This is a genomic window from Salmonella sp. SAL04213 (assembly GCF_046550535.1).
GTDB lineage: Bacteria > Pseudomonadota > Gammaproteobacteria > Enterobacterales > Enterobacteriaceae > Salmonella > Salmonella enterica.
Genome location: NZ_JBGDXS010000012.1, coordinates 14,866 through 30,350 on the forward strand (window position 1 = coordinate 14,866; position 15,485 = coordinate 30,350).

At 53.1% G+C, this 15,485-nt stretch carries 15 protein-coding genes; 13 read left to right on the forward strand and 2 right to left on the reverse strand.

Annotated elements, in window-relative coordinates; translation table 11 throughout:
• From ACLJPQ_RS20180 to rep, 3 genes are all read left to right on the forward strand, one after another.
• Window positions 1-744 carry a nucleoside phosphorylase gene (locus ACLJPQ_RS20180; protein WP_001182428.1) on the forward strand — a complete coding sequence of 248 codons (744 nt, stop codon included), beginning with the start codon at window positions 1-3 and terminating at the stop codon, window positions 742-744.
• Entirely contained in the window at window positions 744-1,472 is a 729-nt protein-coding gene (gene pnuC / locus ACLJPQ_RS20185; protein WP_020838007.1) for a nicotinamide riboside transporter PnuC, read from the forward strand. Before ACLJPQ_RS20180 ends, pnuC begins: the two co-directional genes overlap by 1 nt.
• 99 nt (window positions 1,473-1,571) lie before the next feature.
• Window positions 1,572-3,596: a DNA helicase Rep gene (rep, locus tag ACLJPQ_RS20190; RefSeq protein ID WP_001238842.1), complete on the forward strand. Its 2,025-nt coding sequence runs from the start codon at window positions 1,572-1,574 to the stop codon at window positions 3,594-3,596.
• A gap of 39 nt (window positions 3,597-3,635) precedes the next feature.
• Here rep and gppA read toward each other — a convergent pair whose 3' ends face one another.
• Together gppA and rhlB are read right to left on the reverse strand one after the other, a co-directional pair.
• Window positions 3,636-5,117, reverse strand: coding sequence for a guanosine-5'-triphosphate,3'-diphosphate diphosphatase (gene gppA / locus ACLJPQ_RS20195; RefSeq protein WP_061424542.1), 1,482 nt, complete (start codon window positions 5,115-5,117; stop codon window positions 3,636-3,638).
• A 136-nt stretch (window positions 5,118-5,253) separates the two neighbouring features.
• Complete coding sequence (gene rhlB / locus ACLJPQ_RS20200; protein WP_061424544.1) at window positions 5,254-6,519, reverse strand: ATP-dependent RNA helicase RhlB; 1,266 nt, start codon at window positions 6,517-6,519, stop codon at window positions 5,254-5,256.
• Window positions 6,520-6,662: 143 nt separating this feature from the next.
• Between rhlB and trxA the strand changes: the two genes are divergently transcribed.
• From trxA to rffC, 10 genes are all read left to right on the forward strand, one after another.
• Window positions 6,663-6,992, forward strand: coding sequence for a thioredoxin TrxA (trxA, locus tag ACLJPQ_RS20205; protein ID WP_001280776.1), 330 nt, complete (start codon window positions 6,663-6,665; stop codon window positions 6,990-6,992).
• Window positions 6,993-7,239: 247 nt separating this feature from the next.
• On the forward strand, window positions 7,240-7,323 hold the full coding sequence (locus ACLJPQ_RS20210; protein ID WP_134820045.1) for a rho operon leader peptide: 84 nt from the start codon (window positions 7,240-7,242) through the stop codon (window positions 7,321-7,323).
• An 87-nt stretch (window positions 7,324-7,410) separates the two neighbouring features.
• Entirely contained in the window at window positions 7,411-8,670 is a 1,260-nt protein-coding gene (rho, locus tag ACLJPQ_RS20215) for a transcription termination factor Rho (RefSeq protein ID WP_001054532.1), read from the forward strand.
• Window positions 8,671-8,899: 229 nt separating this feature from the next.
• Window positions 8,900-10,003, forward strand: coding sequence for a UDP-N-acetylglucosamine--undecaprenyl-phosphate N-acetylglucosaminephosphotransferase (gene wecA, locus ACLJPQ_RS20220; RefSeq protein WP_000771937.1), 1,104 nt, complete (start codon window positions 8,900-8,902; stop codon window positions 10,001-10,003).
• Window positions 10,004-10,014: 11 nt separating this feature from the next.
• Window positions 10,015-11,061: an ECA polysaccharide chain length modulation protein gene (gene wzzE, locus ACLJPQ_RS20225; RefSeq protein WP_000193413.1), complete on the forward strand. Its 1,047-nt coding sequence runs from the start codon at window positions 10,015-10,017 to the stop codon at window positions 11,059-11,061.
• Window positions 11,062-11,116: 55 nt separating this feature from the next.
• Window positions 11,117-12,247: a non-hydrolyzing UDP-N-acetylglucosamine 2-epimerase gene (wecB, locus tag ACLJPQ_RS20230; RefSeq protein ID WP_000866685.1), complete on the forward strand. Its 1,131-nt coding sequence runs from the start codon at window positions 11,117-11,119 to the stop codon at window positions 12,245-12,247.
• Window positions 12,244-13,506 (forward strand): UDP-N-acetyl-D-mannosamine dehydrogenase, encoded by a 1,263-nt coding sequence (gene wecC, locus ACLJPQ_RS20235; RefSeq protein ID WP_058820863.1) that lies wholly within the window; start codon window positions 12,244-12,246, stop codon window positions 13,504-13,506. The genes wecB and wecC overlap by 4 nt, the downstream gene beginning before the upstream one ends.
• Window positions 13,506-14,573, forward strand: a complete 1,068-nt coding sequence (gene rffG, locus ACLJPQ_RS20240) for a dTDP-glucose 4,6-dehydratase (RefSeq protein WP_000822142.1) — start codon at window positions 13,506-13,508, stop codon at window positions 14,571-14,573. Before wecC ends, rffG begins: the two co-directional genes overlap by 1 nt.
• Entirely contained in the window at window positions 14,516-14,830 is a 315-nt protein-coding gene (locus tag ACLJPQ_RS20245; RefSeq protein ID WP_223154456.1) for a sugar phosphate nucleotidyltransferase, read from the forward strand. Before rffG ends, ACLJPQ_RS20245 begins: the two co-directional genes overlap by 58 nt.
• Window positions 14,808-15,485 carry a dTDP-4-amino-4,6-dideoxy-D-galactose acyltransferase gene (gene rffC / locus ACLJPQ_RS20250; protein WP_001145154.1) on the forward strand — a complete coding sequence of 226 codons (678 nt, stop codon included), beginning with the start codon at window positions 14,808-14,810 and terminating at the stop codon, window positions 15,483-15,485. Before ACLJPQ_RS20245 ends, rffC begins: the two co-directional genes overlap by 23 nt.

Consider the following 15,485-nt stretch of genomic DNA (forward strand, 5'->3'; position numbering starts at 1 on the left):
ATGCAACCCCATATTCGGCTTAACACAAGCATGACCCGCGCGAAATATGCGCTTTTGCCCGGCGATCCCGGGCGGGTGGATAGAATCGCCCGTTTTCTTGATAAGGCTGAGATTCTGGGGCAAAACCGGGAGTTTCGCGCGGCGCGCGGTTGGTACCAGGGGGTTGAAATAGTCGTGCTCTCCACGGGAATCGGCGGACCGTCAACCGCTATCGCCATTGAGGAGTTACGCCAGGTTGGCGTCAACACGCTAATCCGTATCGGTAGTTGCGGCGCGTTGCAGGACTCGCTGGCGTTGGGCGATGTGATCATCGCCCACGGCGCGGTGGCTGACGACGGCGCCAGCAAAACCTATGCGCCCGCCAGTTATCCGGCCTGTGCGGACCCGTATCTTACCGCCACGCTGATACAGCAGGCGAAACAGATGAACATCTCTGCCGTTTGCGGGCTGGTGCGCAGCCATGACAGTTTTTATACCGATCGCGAAGCTGAACTGGATGCCGAATGGTCGGCCAGGGGAGTTCTCGGCGCGGATATGGAAACCGCCGCGCTGATGGTGGTGGGGGCGTTACGAGGGCTGCGTACCGCGTCGTTGCTAAACGTGGTCGTCGCGCATAGTGGTTGTCTGGAGAGCAGCATTAACCATTATGTTCAGCAGGAAACCTTGTGCCAGCAAGGTGAAGAGCGCCAAATTTCTCTGGCGCTTCAGGCCATTTATTTCGATAGTTTGCAAGGAGAGCAATGATGGACTTTTTCAGCATTAACAATGTAATGGTCAACATTCCTCTCGGCGAGGGTGGGTATGCGCTGTCGTGGATTGAGGCTATCGGCACCGTCTTTGGCTTATTGTGCATCTGGTGCGCCAGCCGGGAAAAAATCGTTAATTACCTGTTTGGTTTGATTAACGTCACTCTGTTTGCCGCCATCTTTTTTCAGATTCAACTGTATGCCAGCTTGCTACTTCAGGTGTTTTTCTTTGCGGCGAATATTTACGGCTGGTACGCATGGAGCCGGCAGAATGACGCCCGGGAAGCCGCTCTGAAAGTACGCTGGCTTTCTCGTCAACAAACATGGAGGTTGGGGGGCGTATGTATTATCGCCATTCTGCTGATGACGTGGTTTATCGATCCGGTCTTCGCTATGTTGACCCGCGTTATGCTCGCTCTGCTGCAAACGGTAGGTATGCAGGTGGCGATGCCTGAACTCCAGCCGGATGCGTTCCCGTTCTGGGATTCCACCATGCTGGTGTTGTCGATTGCGGCGATGGTGCTGATGACCCGCAAGTACGTGGAAAACTGGCTGCTGTGGGTGATTATTGATGTAATTAGCGTCGTGATCTATGCAGTACAGGGCGTTTATGCGATGTCGCTTGAGTATGTTCTGCTGACGGCGATCGCGCTAATGGGTTCTTACAGTTGGATCAAGAGCGCACAGCGTAATGGCTATACGCCGCTTGCCGCCAGAGCCTGCTGATTGACCTTTTCCAGGCTGCCTGAAAAAGCAGCCTGGTCTTCTCTGAGCCTCGCTTTCTGCTACAATCCCTCCCCCGTTCGAAGATTGAGCACTATTCCCATGCGTTTAAATCCCGGCCAACAACACGCTGTCGAATTCGTCACCGGACCCTGCCTGGTGCTGGCAGGAGCGGGTTCTGGTAAAACTCGCGTAATTACCAATAAAATCGCCCACCTGATCCGCGGATGCGGCTATCAGGCCCGGCATATTGCGGCGGTGACGTTTACCAACAAGGCCGCGCGTGAGATGAAAGAACGCGTCGGGCAGACGCTCGGCCGTAAGGAAGCGCGCGGTTTGATGATCTCCACCTTTCATACGCTAGGGCTGGATATTATTAAGCGCGAGTACGCTGCGCTGGGGATGAAATCGAACTTTTCATTGTTTGACGATACCGACCAGGTCGCCTTGCTCAAAGAGCTGACCGAAGGCCTGATCGAAGACGACAAGGTTCTGTTGCAACAGCTGATCTCCACGATCTCCAACTGGAAAAACGATCTCAAAACGCCTGCACAGGCAGCGGCGGGGGCGAAAGGTGAACGCGATCGTATTTTTGCCCACTGCTACGGGCTTTACGACGCCCATATGAAGGCATGTAACGTTCTCGATTTTGATGATTTGATTTTGCTGCCGACGCTGCTGCTGCAACGCAATGACGAGGTGCGCGAGCGCTGGCAGAATAAAATTCGTTATCTGCTGGTGGATGAATATCAGGATACTAACACCAGCCAGTATGAGTTGGTTAAGCTGCTGGTCGGGCAACGCGCGCGCTTTACGGTCGTAGGCGATGACGATCAGTCTATCTACTCCTGGCGCGGGGCGCGTCCGCAAAACCTGGTGTTACTGAGCCAGGACTTTCCGGCGCTGCAGGTGATTAAACTGGAGCAAAACTATCGTTCTTCGGGCCGCATCCTGAAAGCGGCAAATATTCTCATCGCCAATAATCCGCACGTCTTTGAAAAGCGCCTCTTTTCCGAACTCGGTTACGGCGCGGAACTCAAAGTGTTAAGCGCAAACAATGAAGAGCATGAAGCTGAGCGCGTTACCGGCGAACTGATTGCCCATCACTTTGTGAACAAGACCCAGTACAAGGATTACGCCATTCTGTATCGCGGGAATCATCAGTCGCGGGTATTTGAAAAATTCCTCATGCAGAACCGCATTCCGTACAAAATTTCCGGCGGCACCTCATTTTTCTCCCGTCCGGAGATTAAAGACTTGCTGGCCTATCTGCGGGTGTTGACCAACCCGGATGATGACAGCGCTTTCCTGCGCATCGTGAATACGCCAAAACGCGAAATCGGTCCGGCTACTCTGCAAAAGCTGGGTGAATGGGCAATGACGCGTAATAAAAGCCTGTTTACCGCCAGCTTTGATATGGGGCTTAGCCAGAAGCTGACCGGACGTGGTTACGATTCATTGACGCGTTTTACCCACTGGCTGGGGGAAATCCAGCGTCTGGCCGAACGCGAGCCTGTCGCCGCCGTGCGCGATCTCATCCACGGTATTGACTATGAATCCTGGTTGTACGAAACCTCGCCGAGCCCCAAAGCGGCGGAAATGCGTATGAAAAACGTTAACCAGCTCTTTAGCTGGATGACTGAGATGCTGGAAGGCAACGAACTCGATGAGCCGATGACGCTCACCCAGGTGGTTACACGCTTTACGCTGCGCGATATGATGGAGCGCGGCGAGAGCGAAGAAGAGCTGGATCAGGTACAGTTGATGACGCTTCATGCGTCGAAAGGACTGGAATTCCCGTATGTCTATATGGTGGGAATGGAAGAAGGATTTTTGCCGCATCAAAGCAGCATTGACGAAGATAATATTGAGGAAGAGCGTCGGCTGGCCTATGTCGGGATCACTCGCGCGCAGAAAGAGCTCACCTTTACATTATGTAAAGAGCGCCGTCAGTATGGGGAGTTGGTGCGCCCGGAACCCAGTCGCTTCTTGTTAGAACTGCCGCAGGATGATTTAATCTGGGAGCAGGAGCGCAAAGTGGTAAGCGCTGAGGAGCGAATGCAAAAAGGGCAAAGTCATCTGGCTAATCTGAAAGCCATGATGGCGGCAAAGCGAGCGAAATCGTAGGCCGGATAAGCGAAGCGTCATCCGGCAATCAAACTACGGTTAGCGAACGTCCAGCGGCCAGTGTACATAGCTTTGCCACTGGCTTTCCTGATCAATCAACTCTTTACCCAGCGGGTGATGCGCCAGCCAGTCGCCAGGTAAGGTTAACGTCAGATTTTCATTTAGCGCCTGTAGCGTAATTTCTGGTACCAGATCGTCACGACGGCGACCGGCAAAAAGAATCGCCAGTCGCAGCAAACGGCATAGCTGTTCCGCAACACGGGGCGGTACCGCGTTTTGCTGATGAAGCGAAGAGAGATCGACCGGATTGGTCTGATTCAGTAAGAGGGTGGCGAGCAATTTTTTCTGCGCGGGCGTATAGCCAGGCAGATCCAAATGGCGTACTAAATAGGCGGCATGATAGGGCGCCTGTTTAAAATCAACGCTCAGACCGATCTCATGTAAATGGCAAGCGCTAAGCAACAGTTCACGACTGATAGGCTCAATATGCCAGGCATTTTCTACCTGTTTGAGGAAGTTATCTGCCAGCTTCGCCACGCGATTTGCCTGATCGGTATCGACGATAAACCGACGCTGAATGTTCCGCAGCGTGCGGCTGCGGATATCCTGATCTACCGCCAGATGCAACATCCCATACACCAGCCCTTCGCGTAACGCGCCGCCTGCCAGCGTCATGCTCTGGATGTTCAGCTCGGTAAATATCGCGATCAGAATAGCCAGCCCGCTTGGGAAAACCAGCGCGCGCTCCAGCGTCAGGCCTTCGATTTCCAGCTCTTCCAGACGCCCGCACTGTATCGCGCGTTGTTTTAGCTGCTGCAGTTTGGCGAGCGTAATGCGCTCGTCCATCCCCTGCGCCATCATGATTTCCTGCAATGCCTGTACGGTGCCGGAGGCACCCACGCAGACCTTCCAGCCATGAAAACGCAGTTCATCGGCGACCGGACGCAGTACATCGCGCGCGGCTTTCTCCGCGTCATCAAAATTTTCTTGCGCCAGATTACGATCGCTAAAATAGCGTTCAAGCCACGTTACGCAGCCCATCGACAGGCTAAACAGCGACGTGGTTTGCGCGCCAGTGCCGGTAACCAGTTCAGTGCTGGCGCCGCCGATATCCACCACCAGTCGCTGATCTGCGCCGCCGGTGGTATGAGCGACTCCCTGATAAATCAGCCGCGCCTCTTCTTCGCCGCTGATAACCTGCACCGGACAACCAAGGATAGTCTGCGCTTTCGCGATAAATTCACCCGCATTGACGGCGAGACGCAATGTTGCGGTGGCAACCACGCGGATTTGTGGCTGCGGGATATCCTGCAAACGTTCAGCAAACAGACGCAGGCATTGCCAGCCGCGTTCCATCGCTTCGGCCGAAAGGTGGTTGTCGTTGTTCAGACCCGCGGCCAGACGCACCTTGCGTTTTATTCGGGTCAGCGTCTGGATGCTTCCCGCCGCCTCGCGCACGACCAGCATATGAAAACTATTGGAACCGAGATCAATGGCGGCATACAACGAGGTGGAATTCATACACTTCATCCTTCAACCTGTATCCGTGTTGGCTGCGTACACTCCCCTGAATCATTTACTAAAGTACGCTCATCGGGATTTGTTTTCTTGCCGCCTTGATACAGGCTAAATGATTTTGTGTATGGCATAACTTTTCTTAACCTGAACGACGACGATTACGCGGAGCGCCAGCGCGGCGCGGACCATTGCCAGGACGCGCACGCGTCAGGCGCAACGGCTTGGGCAGATCGTTCATGAGCGCTTCCGGATTGTATTTGCTGACCGGAATCGAGTGGCCGATATAGCTCTCAATAGCGGGCAGATTCAGCGCATACTCTTCGCAAGCCAGGCTGATGGAATGTCCGCTGGCGCCAGCGCGACCGGTACGACCGATACGGTGAACATAGTCTTCACAATCGTCTGGCAGATCGTAGTTAAAGACGTGCGTTACGGCGGGGATATGCAACCCGCGCGCCGCGACATCGGTCGCCACAAGAATATCCAGATCGCCGCGGGTGAACTCATCCAGAATCCGCAGGCGCTTTTTCTGCGCGACGTCGCCGGTCAGCAGACCAACACGATGGCCATCTGCCGCCAGATGTCCCCAGATATCTTCGCAACGATGCTTGGTGTTGGCGAAAATAATGGCGCGATCCGGCCACTCTTCTTCGATCAGCGTTTGCAGTAAACGCATTTTCTCTTCATTAGAGGGATAGAAAAGCTCTTCTTTAATGCGGTGGCCGGTCTTTTGCTCCGGTTCCACTTCAACATATTCGGCGTTGTTCATCTGTTCAAACGCCAGCTCGCGAACCCGATAAGACAGGGTGGCTGAGAACAACATGTTCAGACGCTGCGTAGCCGGCGGCATACGACGGAACAGCCAGCGGATATCTTTAATAAAGCCCAAATCGTACATGCGATCGGCTTCATCGAGTACGACGACCTGAATGGCGCCGAGGTTAATGTGGTTTTGTTTGGCGTAGTCGATCAGTCGGCCCGTCGTACCAATAAGAATATCAACGCCGCTTTCCAGCACTTTAAGCTGCTTGTCGTAACCATCGCCGCCGTAAGCCAGGCCTAATTTTAAGCCTGTCGCTTGCGCCAGCGGCTCCGCGTCTGCGTGAATTTGTACGGCTAATTCACGCGTCGGCGCCATGATCAGCGCGCGCGGCTGGTTCACCTTGCGATCGTCGATCGCGGGATGAGAAAGTAAATAATGAAACGTTGACGTCAGAAACGCCATCGTTTTCCCGGTACCGGTTTGCGCCTGCCCTGCAACGTCACGACCCGCCAGCGTTAGCGGAAGGGCCAGTGCCTGAATGGGCGTACAATTATAAAACCCTTTTTTTTCAAGGGCTTCAACCACCTGTGGGTGCAGGGCGAAGTCGGAAAACTTCTGTTCTGTTAAATGTGTTTTGCTCATAGTGTGGTAGAATATCAGCTTACTATTGCTTTACGAAAGCGTATCCGGTGAAATAAAGTCAACCTTTGTTGGCGAAGTTAACATCAGCACCTCGTTGGTTAATGCTACACCAACACGCCAGGCTTATTCCTGTGGAGTTATATATGAGCGATAAAATTATTCACCTGACTGACGACAGTTTTGACACGGATGTACTCAAAGCGGACGGGGCTATCCTCGTTGATTTCTGGGCAGAGTGGTGCGGGCCGTGTAAAATGATCGCTCCGATTCTGGATGAAATCGCTGACGAATATCAGGGCAAATTGACCGTTGCCAAACTGAACATTGACCAGAACCCAGGTACTGCGCCTAAATATGGCATCCGCGGTATTCCGACTCTGCTGCTGTTTAAAAACGGCGAAGTGGCGGCAACCAAAGTAGGCGCACTGTCTAAAGGTCAGTTGAAAGAGTTTCTCGACGCCAATCTGGCGTAATACCTTTTATACGTCGAATGACAAAGGCGCTGTATGGTCAGGCGTCTGTCATTCGACGAATGATTAAGGTATCAGGCAGTTTCGTGGCGTCTGTTGTCCTTACGTTATTCTTAAATTGTCAGGATCTCTGGACGCCCGGTCTGAGTCGTGCTAAGTTAGTATTGACTTCGAATTAAACATACCTTATTAAGTTTGAATCTGGTTTTATCCGTCACTTCCCGTTTTTTCTCGCACGAGAAGTGGAAAGATTCCTGGCTCTTCGCTCATTCCGTCTTGTCGTTTCAGTTCTGCGTACTTTCCTGTGACCAGACAGCGAACAGACATGAGTTGATAGCCGTAAACAGGCATGGATGACCCTGCCATACCATTCACAACATTAAGTTCGAGATTTACCCCAAGTTTAAGAACTCACACCATTATGAATCTTACCGAATTAAAGAATACGCCGGTTTCTGAGCTGATCACTCTCGGCGAAAGTATGGGGCTGGAAAACCTGGCCCGTATGCGCAAGCAGGACATTATTTTTGCCATCCTGAAGCAGCACGCAAAGAGTGGCGAAGATATCTTTGGCGACGGTGTGCTGGAGATATTGCAGGATGGATTTGGTTTCCTCCGTTCTGCAGACAGCTCCTACCTCGCCGGTCCTGATGATATCTACGTTTCCCCCAGCCAAATCCGCCGTTTCAACCTCCGCACTGGTGATACCATTTCTGGTAAGATTCGCCCGCCGAAAGAAGGTGAACGCTATTTTGCGCTGTTGAAAGTTAACGAAGTTAACTACGACAAACCGGAAAACGCCCGTAACAAAATCCTCTTTGAGAACTTAACCCCGCTGCACGCAAACTCTCGTCTGCGTATGGAGCGTGGTAACGGTTCTACCGAAGACTTAACGGCGCGCGTTCTGGATCTGGCTTCGCCGATCGGTCGCGGCCAGCGCGGTCTGATTGTCGCGCCGCCGAAGGCGGGTAAAACCATGCTGCTGCAGAACATCGCGCAGAGCATCGCGTATAACCACCCAGACTGCGTGCTGATGGTGCTGCTGATTGACGAACGTCCGGAAGAAGTGACCGAGATGCAGCGTCTGGTGAAAGGCGAAGTTGTTGCCTCTACCTTTGACGAACCGGCATCCCGCCACGTTCAGGTTGCCGAAATGGTTATCGAGAAGGCGAAACGTCTGGTTGAACACAAGAAAGACGTCATCATCCTGCTCGACTCCATCACCCGTCTGGCGCGTGCCTACAACACCGTGGTGCCGGCTTCCGGTAAAGTACTGACCGGTGGTGTGGATGCTAACGCCCTGCATCGTCCGAAGCGTTTCTTCGGCGCGGCGCGTAACGTGGAAGAGGGCGGTAGCCTGACTATCATCGCGACGGCGCTAATCGATACCGGTTCCAAGATGGACGAAGTTATCTACGAAGAGTTTAAAGGCACCGGTAACATGGAGCTGCACCTCTCGCGTAAGATCGCTGAAAAACGTGTCTTCCCGGCTATCGACTACAACCGTTCCGGTACCCGTAAAGAAGAGCTGCTCACCACTCAGGAAGAGCTGCAGAAAATGTGGATCCTGCGTAAAATCATCCATCCGATGGGTGAAATTGACGCGATGGAATTCCTCATTAACAAACTGGCGATGACCAAAACTAATGACGACTTTTTCGAGATGATGAAGCGCTCATAACCTGGTCTTTACCTGAAAACGCCACGTTTTTACGTGGCGTTTTTGTTTTGCGATTCATCTTAGCGTCATGTCATATAAACTGGTCATCGGGATATGCGCTACAGAGTAACACCATGCACAATACACATTGTTTGCGGTAAAAAGTGTAATGTTCTAACAGGTCTCTTCTAGGAGCTGGCGTAACGCATTATACTTTAAGGAAATGATATATGCTGAGAGCACATACACTGTGAAGTTACTCACCGCTTTATCTGAGCTAATCAGTATTTTTTTATTCACGACCATTTTTATTTTTCTTGCGCGAAAAGTAGCCATAAAAATTGGTTTAGTGGATAAACCAAACTTTCGTAAACGACATCAGGGTGTTATCCCATTAGTCGGCGGGATTTCTGTGTTTGCAGGAATCTGCTTTATGTTTGGCCTCTCGGATTACTACATACCGCACTTATCGCTATATCTTATTTGCGCTGGTGTATTGGTTTTTGTTGGTGCGATGGATGACCGTTTTGATATCAGTGTAAAAATTCGTGCTGTGGTTCAGGCTGTTATTGCGGTTGTAATGATGGTTATCGCAAAACTTCACTTAGGTAGCCTTGGTTACATCTTTGGGCCTTGGGAGTTAGTGCTTGGCCCCTTTGGCTATTTCCTTACCCTGTTTGCGGTATGGGCGGCGATCAACGCTTTCAATATGGTGGACGGTATTGACGGCCTGCTGGGTGGGTTATCCAGCGTCTCATTTGCGGCGATGGGGCTGATTTTATGGTTTGATGGTCAGACTAGTCTGGCAATGTGGTGCTTTGCCATGATCGCCGCGATTCTGCCTTACATTATGCTTAATCTCGGTATTTTGGGGCGGCGTTATAAAGTCTTTATGGGCGATGCCGGTAGTACACTGATTGGCTTTACCGTCATCTGGCTTTTACTGGAAACGACGCAGGGGAAAACTCACTCTATCAGTCCGGTTACCGCGCTATGGATTATCGCTATTCCATTGATGGATATGGTGGCGATTATGTATCGCCGTCTGCGTAAAGGGATGAGCCCCTTTTCCCCTGATCGCCAACATATTCATCATTTGGTTATGCGAGCAGGGTTTACTTCCCGCCAGGCATTTGTTCTTATTACGCTCGCAGCGGCGATTCTGGCGGGAGTAGGCGTAACGGCAGAATACTCTCATTTTGTTCCTGAATGGGTTATGTTGGTGCTCTTTTTGCTAGCATTCTTCCTCTATGGCTACTGCATTAAGCGGGCCTGGAAGGTGGCGAGATTTATTAAGCGTGTGAAGCGTCGCCTGCGCAGGCAACGTGAGAACCGGCCAAACTTAACCAAGTAAATGAGGATACGATGACACAACCATTACCGGGGGCACGCGCGGTGAGCGCTGAAAATGAACTGGATATTCGCGGGTTGTTTCGTACTTTATGGGCTGGCAAATTCTGGATTATCGGCATTGGCCTGCTATTTGCCCTTATCGCGTTAGCCTATACCTTTTTTGCTCGTCAGGAGTGGAGTGCGACGGCGATCACCGATCGCCCAACCGTAAATATGTTGGGCGGTTATTACTCCCAGCAGCAGTTTCTGCGCAACCTGGATATTAAGACCGATCCTGCTTCTTCCGATAAACCCTCAGTGATGGATGAAGCGTATAAAGAGTTCATCATGCAACTTGCCTCCTGGGATACGCGTCGCGATTTCTGGTTACAGACGGACTATTACAAGCAGCGAATGGTCGGGAATAGCAAAGCTGATGCGGCGATGCTTGATGAACTGATCAATAACATACAGTTTACGCCCGGCGATTTTACACGCGCCATCAACGACAATGTGAAGCTGATTGCTGAAACTGCGCCGGACGCCAATAATTTGCTGCGTCAGTATGTTGCATTCGCCAGCCAGCGGGCGGCGAGCCATCTGAATGATGAATTAAAAGGTGCCTGGGCTGCGCGTACCGTGCAGATGAAAGCCCAGGTCAAACGGCAGGAAGAGGTTGCGAAAGCGATCTATTCGCGTCGTGTAAACAGTATTGAGCAGGCGCTCAAAATTGCGGAACAACATAATATTTCTCGTAGCGCGACGGATGTCCCGGCGGATGAATTACCGGACTCAGAGCTTTTTTTACTCGGTCGCCCTATGTTGCAGGCGCGTCTTGAAAATCTGCAAGCGGTTGGCCCTGCGTTCGATTTGGACTACTTTCAAAATCGGGCAATGTTGAATACGCTTAATGTGGGGCCGACCCTGGACCCTCGTTTTCAGACCTATCGTTATTTGCGTACGCCGGAAGAACCGGTAAAACGTGATAGCCCACGCCGAGCCTTCCTGATGATTATGTGGGGTATCGTTGGGGCGCTAATCGGTGCGGGCGTTGCCTTAACCCGTCGCCGCACGATTTAGCAACACCTCTGCAGTAGGGGGCTGGGCCCCTACTGTCTATTCGAAGAGAATCGATGTGAAAGTACTGACTGTATTTGGTACACGACCGGAGGCCATTAAGATGGCGCCTCTGGTCCATGCGCTGGAAAAAGATCCTCATTTCGAGGCCAAAGTATGCGTTACTGCGCAGCATCGGGAGATGCTTGATCAGGTATTAACTCTTTTTTCTATTGTGCCTGATTACGATCTCAACATTATGCAGCCGGGACAGGGGTTGACGGAAATTACCTGCCGAATTCTGGAGGGATTAAAGCCGATCCTGGCAGATTTTAAACCTGATGTGGTGCTGGTTCATGGCGATACCACCACTACGATTGCTACCAGCCTGGCGGCTTTCTATCAACGAATTCCGGTAGGGCACGTAGAAGCCGGGTTGCGAACCGGCGATCTCTATTCCCCCTGGCCGGAAGAGGCAAACCGTACGCTGACCGGACATCTGGCGATGTACCACTTTGCGCCGACGGAAAACTCGCGGCAGAATCTGTTGCGGGAGAACATTCCGGATGAGCGCATTTTTGTCACTGGCAATACCGTTATCGACGCGCTGATCTGGGTACGCGATCGCGTTCTGACGAGCGATACATTACAGGCTGAACTGGCCGAGCAGTATCCTTTCCTCAACGCGAATAAGAAGATGATTTTGGTGACCGGTCATCGGCGTGAAAGCTTTGGTCAGGGCTTTGAGCATATCTGCCAGGCGCTGGCGGAAATCGCCGCCGCGAACCAGAATGTGCAAATTGTCTATCCGGTGCATCTCAATCCCAACGTCAGCGAACCTGTCAACCGTATCCTCGGCCATGTTGAAAACGTGGTACTGATTGAGCCGCAGGACTACTTACCTTTTGTCTGGCTGATGAATCACGCCTGGCTCATTCTGACCGATTCCGGCGGTATTCAGGAAGAAGCGCCGTCATTAGGTAAGCCGGTATTGGTCATGCGTGAAACCACAGAGCGTCCGGAAGCCATTACCGCTGGTACGGTAAGACTGATCGGCACGGACTCCCGGCGCATTGTGGCGGAAGTTATGCGTCTACTGCACGACGAAAATGAATATCAAACCATGAGCCGCGCCCATAATCCTTATGGTGACGGGCAATCATGCGCGCGCATTTTACAGGCGTTAAAAAGTTATCGGGTATCGTTATGAGTTTTACGACCATTTCTGTTATTGGGCTGGGGTATATCGGATTACCGACTGCAGCCGCTTTTGCTTCCCGCCAGAAGCAGGTTATCGGCGTGGATATCAACCAACATGCGGTAGACACCATAAATCGCGGTGAAATTCACATCGTGGAGCCGGCGTTGGGCAATGTGGTGAAGATGGCGGTGGAGGGCGGCTTTCTGCGTGCGACGACGACACCTGTCGAGGCCGATGCGTACCTGATTGCCGTGCCGACGCCATTCAAAGGCGATCACGACCCTGACATGGCCTATGTGGAAGCCGCGGCGAAATCCATTGCGCCGGTATTAAAAAAAGGGGCACTGGTGGTTCTGGAATCAACATCGCCGGTCGGCGCAACGGAGCAAATGGCCGGCTGGCTGGCCGGGATGCGTCCGGATCTGACCTTTCCCCAGCAGGCGGGCGAGCAGGCCGACGTGAATATCGCCTATTGTCCGGAGCGTGTGCTGCCGGGTCAGGTGATGGTGGAACTCATTAAAAATGACCGCGTGATTGGCGGTATGACGCCAGTATGTTCGGCTCGCGCCAGCGCGCTGTACAAAATTTTCCTTGAGGGCGAATGCGTTGTCACCAACTCGCGCACCGCAGAGATGTGCAAGCTGACGGAAAATAGCTTCCGTGATGTGAATATCGCCTTTGCGAATGAATTGTCGCTGATTTGCGCCGAACAGGGGATTAACGTCTGGGAATTGATCCGTCTGGCGAACCGCCATCCGCGCGTCAATATTCTGCAGCCGGGTCCAGGCGTTGGCGGGCACTGCATTGCGGTCGATCCGTGGTTTATTGTGGCGCAAAATCCGCAGCAGGCGAGACTGATTCGCACCGCGCGTGAAGTGAACGACGGCAAACCGCACTGGGTGGTCGATCAGGTAAAAGCCGCGGTCGCAGATTGCCTGGCGGCCACCGATAAACGCGCCAGCGAAGTGAAAATCGCCTGTTTTGGGCTGGCCTTTAAGCCGAATATCGACGATCTGCGCGAAAGCCCGGCGATGGGGATCGCGCAAAGTATCGCCCGCTGGCACAGCGGCGAAACCCTGGTCGTCGAACCGAATATCCATCAGTTGCCGAAAAAATTGGACGGACTTTGCACGCTGGCGAAACTGGACGCGGCGCTGGCCGCCGCCGATGTGCTGGTGATGCTGGTCGATCACGACGAATTTAAAGCGATTCCCGGCGATGCGGTTCATCAACGTTATGTAGTTGATACCAAAGGAGTCTGGCGCTGATGAAACGCATTCTGGTGACCGGCGGCGCAGGCTTTATCGGATCTGCGGTGGTGCGGCATATCATCCATGAAACGGCAGACGCGGTGGTGGTGGTGGATAAACTCACCTATGCGGGCAACCTGATGTCTCTGGCGTCGGTGGCGCAAAGCGACCGTTTCGCCTTTGAGAAGGTGGATATCTGCGATCGGGCATCACTGGAGCGAGTTTTCCAGCAGTATCAGCCCGATAGCGTGATGCACCTGGCGGCGGAAAGCCATGTAGACCGTTCCATCGACGGCCCGGCGGCGTTTATTGAAACGAATATCGTTGGTACTTACACCTTGCTGGAAGCCGCTCGCGCTTACTGGTCCGCGCTTGACGCGGACGCTAAAGCGGCGTTCCGCTTCCACCATATCTCCACCGATGAAGTGTATGGCGATCTGCATACTGCAGACGATTTCTTCACCGAAACCACGCCATATGCGCCAAGCAGCCCTTATTCCGCCTCCAAAGCCAGCAGCGACCATCTGGTACGCGCCTGGTTACGTACCTACGGTCTGCCTACGCTTGTCACCAACTGCTCTAATAACTACGGGCCCTACCATTTCCCGGAAAAACTGATCCCGCTGATGATTCTGAACGCGCTGGCGGGTAAACCATTGCCGGTCTATGGCAACGGTCAGCAAATTCGCGACTGGCTGTATGTAGAGGATCATGCCCGTGCGTTGTATCACGTGGTGACGAACGGTGCGGTGGGCGAAACGTATAATATCGGCGGTCATAACGAACGTAAAAATCTGGATGTGGTCAGGACGATCTGCGCTCTGTTGGAGGAACTGGCCCCGCAAAAACCGCAGGGTGTGGCGAATTATCACGATCTGATTACCTTCGTCGACGATCGACCCGGCCATGACTTACGCTATGCCATCGACGCGTCGAAAATCGCCCGCGAGCTGGACTGGACGCCGCAGGAAACCTTCGAAAGCGGGATGCGAAAAACCGTTCAGTGGTATCTCGCCAATGAGGCCTGGTGGAAACCCGTGCAGGATGGCAGTTATCAGGGCGAACGCTTAGGACTGAAACGCTAAACGGCAGGTTCTTACTCCTGGAGGAGAAACGAATGAAAGGCATCATTCTGGCGGGAGGTTCCGGTACCCGGTTGCATCCCATTACGCGCGGCGTATCAAAGCGCCAGGGCTTCAAAATTGCCTGTCTGGAGGAGATTGCCTGGTGCAACGGCTGGCTGGATGATGATGGTTTGAAACGCGCCGCCAGTCAGCTTGAAAAAACCGGCTATGGCCAATATTTACTGGAGTTGCTCCGTGCCCGTCCGCGCCAGTATTGAACCGTTACTCTGGGAAAATACGTTTTTTGGCGTGAATAGCGGCATTGTGCGTATCGATGCCTCAGCGCCCGAATTAACGCCAGAAGCGCTGCAGGCGTGGCAACGCGTGCAGGTAAAAGTGCCGGCTGAAAACATCGCCTGGCTGTCGGCGTTGCAATCGCTGGGATTCTCTTTGGTTGAAGGCGAGGTGGATTTTGCGTTGCCGGTAAAAGGGCATCGCGACCAGCATGGCGCGGAAATTGCACACCTTAAAGACATTCCTGCTTTGCGTCAGTTGGCCGGAGAGGCGTTTACGCAGAGTCGTTTTCGCGCGCCGTGGTATGCGCCCGACGCCAGCGCCCGTTTTTACGCCCAGTGGATTGAGAATGCGGTACGCGGCACGTTTGATCACCAATGCCTGGTGCTTCGCACGGAGACAGGCGCTATCCGCGGTTACGTCTCGCTGCGGGAATTGAATGATACCGACGCGCGCATCGGTCTGTTGGCCGGACGCGGCGCGGGAGCGGAACTTATGCAGGCGGCGATCTGTTGGGCGCAGAGTCGCGGCAAAGCAACATTGCGGGTGGCGACCCAGTTGGGCAACACCGCCGCGCTTAAACGTTACATACAAAGCGGTGCCAACATCGAAAGCACTGCGTACTGGTTATACAGGTGA

Bases quoted from the DNA above. Each gene is read 5' to 3' on its own strand.
- ACLJPQ_RS20180 (WP_001182428.1), top strand. From the start codon at position 1: ATGCAACCCCATATTCGGCTTAACACAAGCATGACCCGCGCGAAATAT.
- pnuC (WP_020838007.1), top strand. From the start codon at position 744: ATGGACTTTTTCAGCATTAACAATGTAATGGTCAACATTCCTCTCGGC.
- rep (WP_001238842.1), top strand. From the start codon at position 1,572: ATGCGTTTAAATCCCGGCCAACAACACGCTGTCGAATTCGTCACCGGA.
- gppA (WP_061424542.1), bottom strand. From the start codon at position 5,117: ATGAATTCCACCTCGTTGTATGCCGCCATTGATCTCGGTTCCAATAGT.
- rhlB (WP_061424544.1), bottom strand. From the start codon at position 6,519: ATGAGCAAAACACATTTAACAGAACAGAAGTTTTCCGACTTCGCCCTG.
- trxA (WP_001280776.1), top strand. From the start codon at position 6,663: ATGAGCGATAAAATTATTCACCTGACTGACGACAGTTTTGACACGGAT.
- rho (WP_001054532.1), top strand. From the start codon at position 7,411: ATGAATCTTACCGAATTAAAGAATACGCCGGTTTCTGAGCTGATCACT.
- wzzE (WP_000193413.1), top strand. From the start codon at position 10,015: ATGACACAACCATTACCGGGGGCACGCGCGGTGAGCGCTGAAAATGAA.
- wecC (WP_058820863.1), top strand. From the start codon at position 12,244: ATGAGTTTTACGACCATTTCTGTTATTGGGCTGGGGTATATCGGATTA.
- rffG (WP_000822142.1), top strand. From the start codon at position 13,506: ATGAAACGCATTCTGGTGACCGGCGGCGCAGGCTTTATCGGATCTGCG.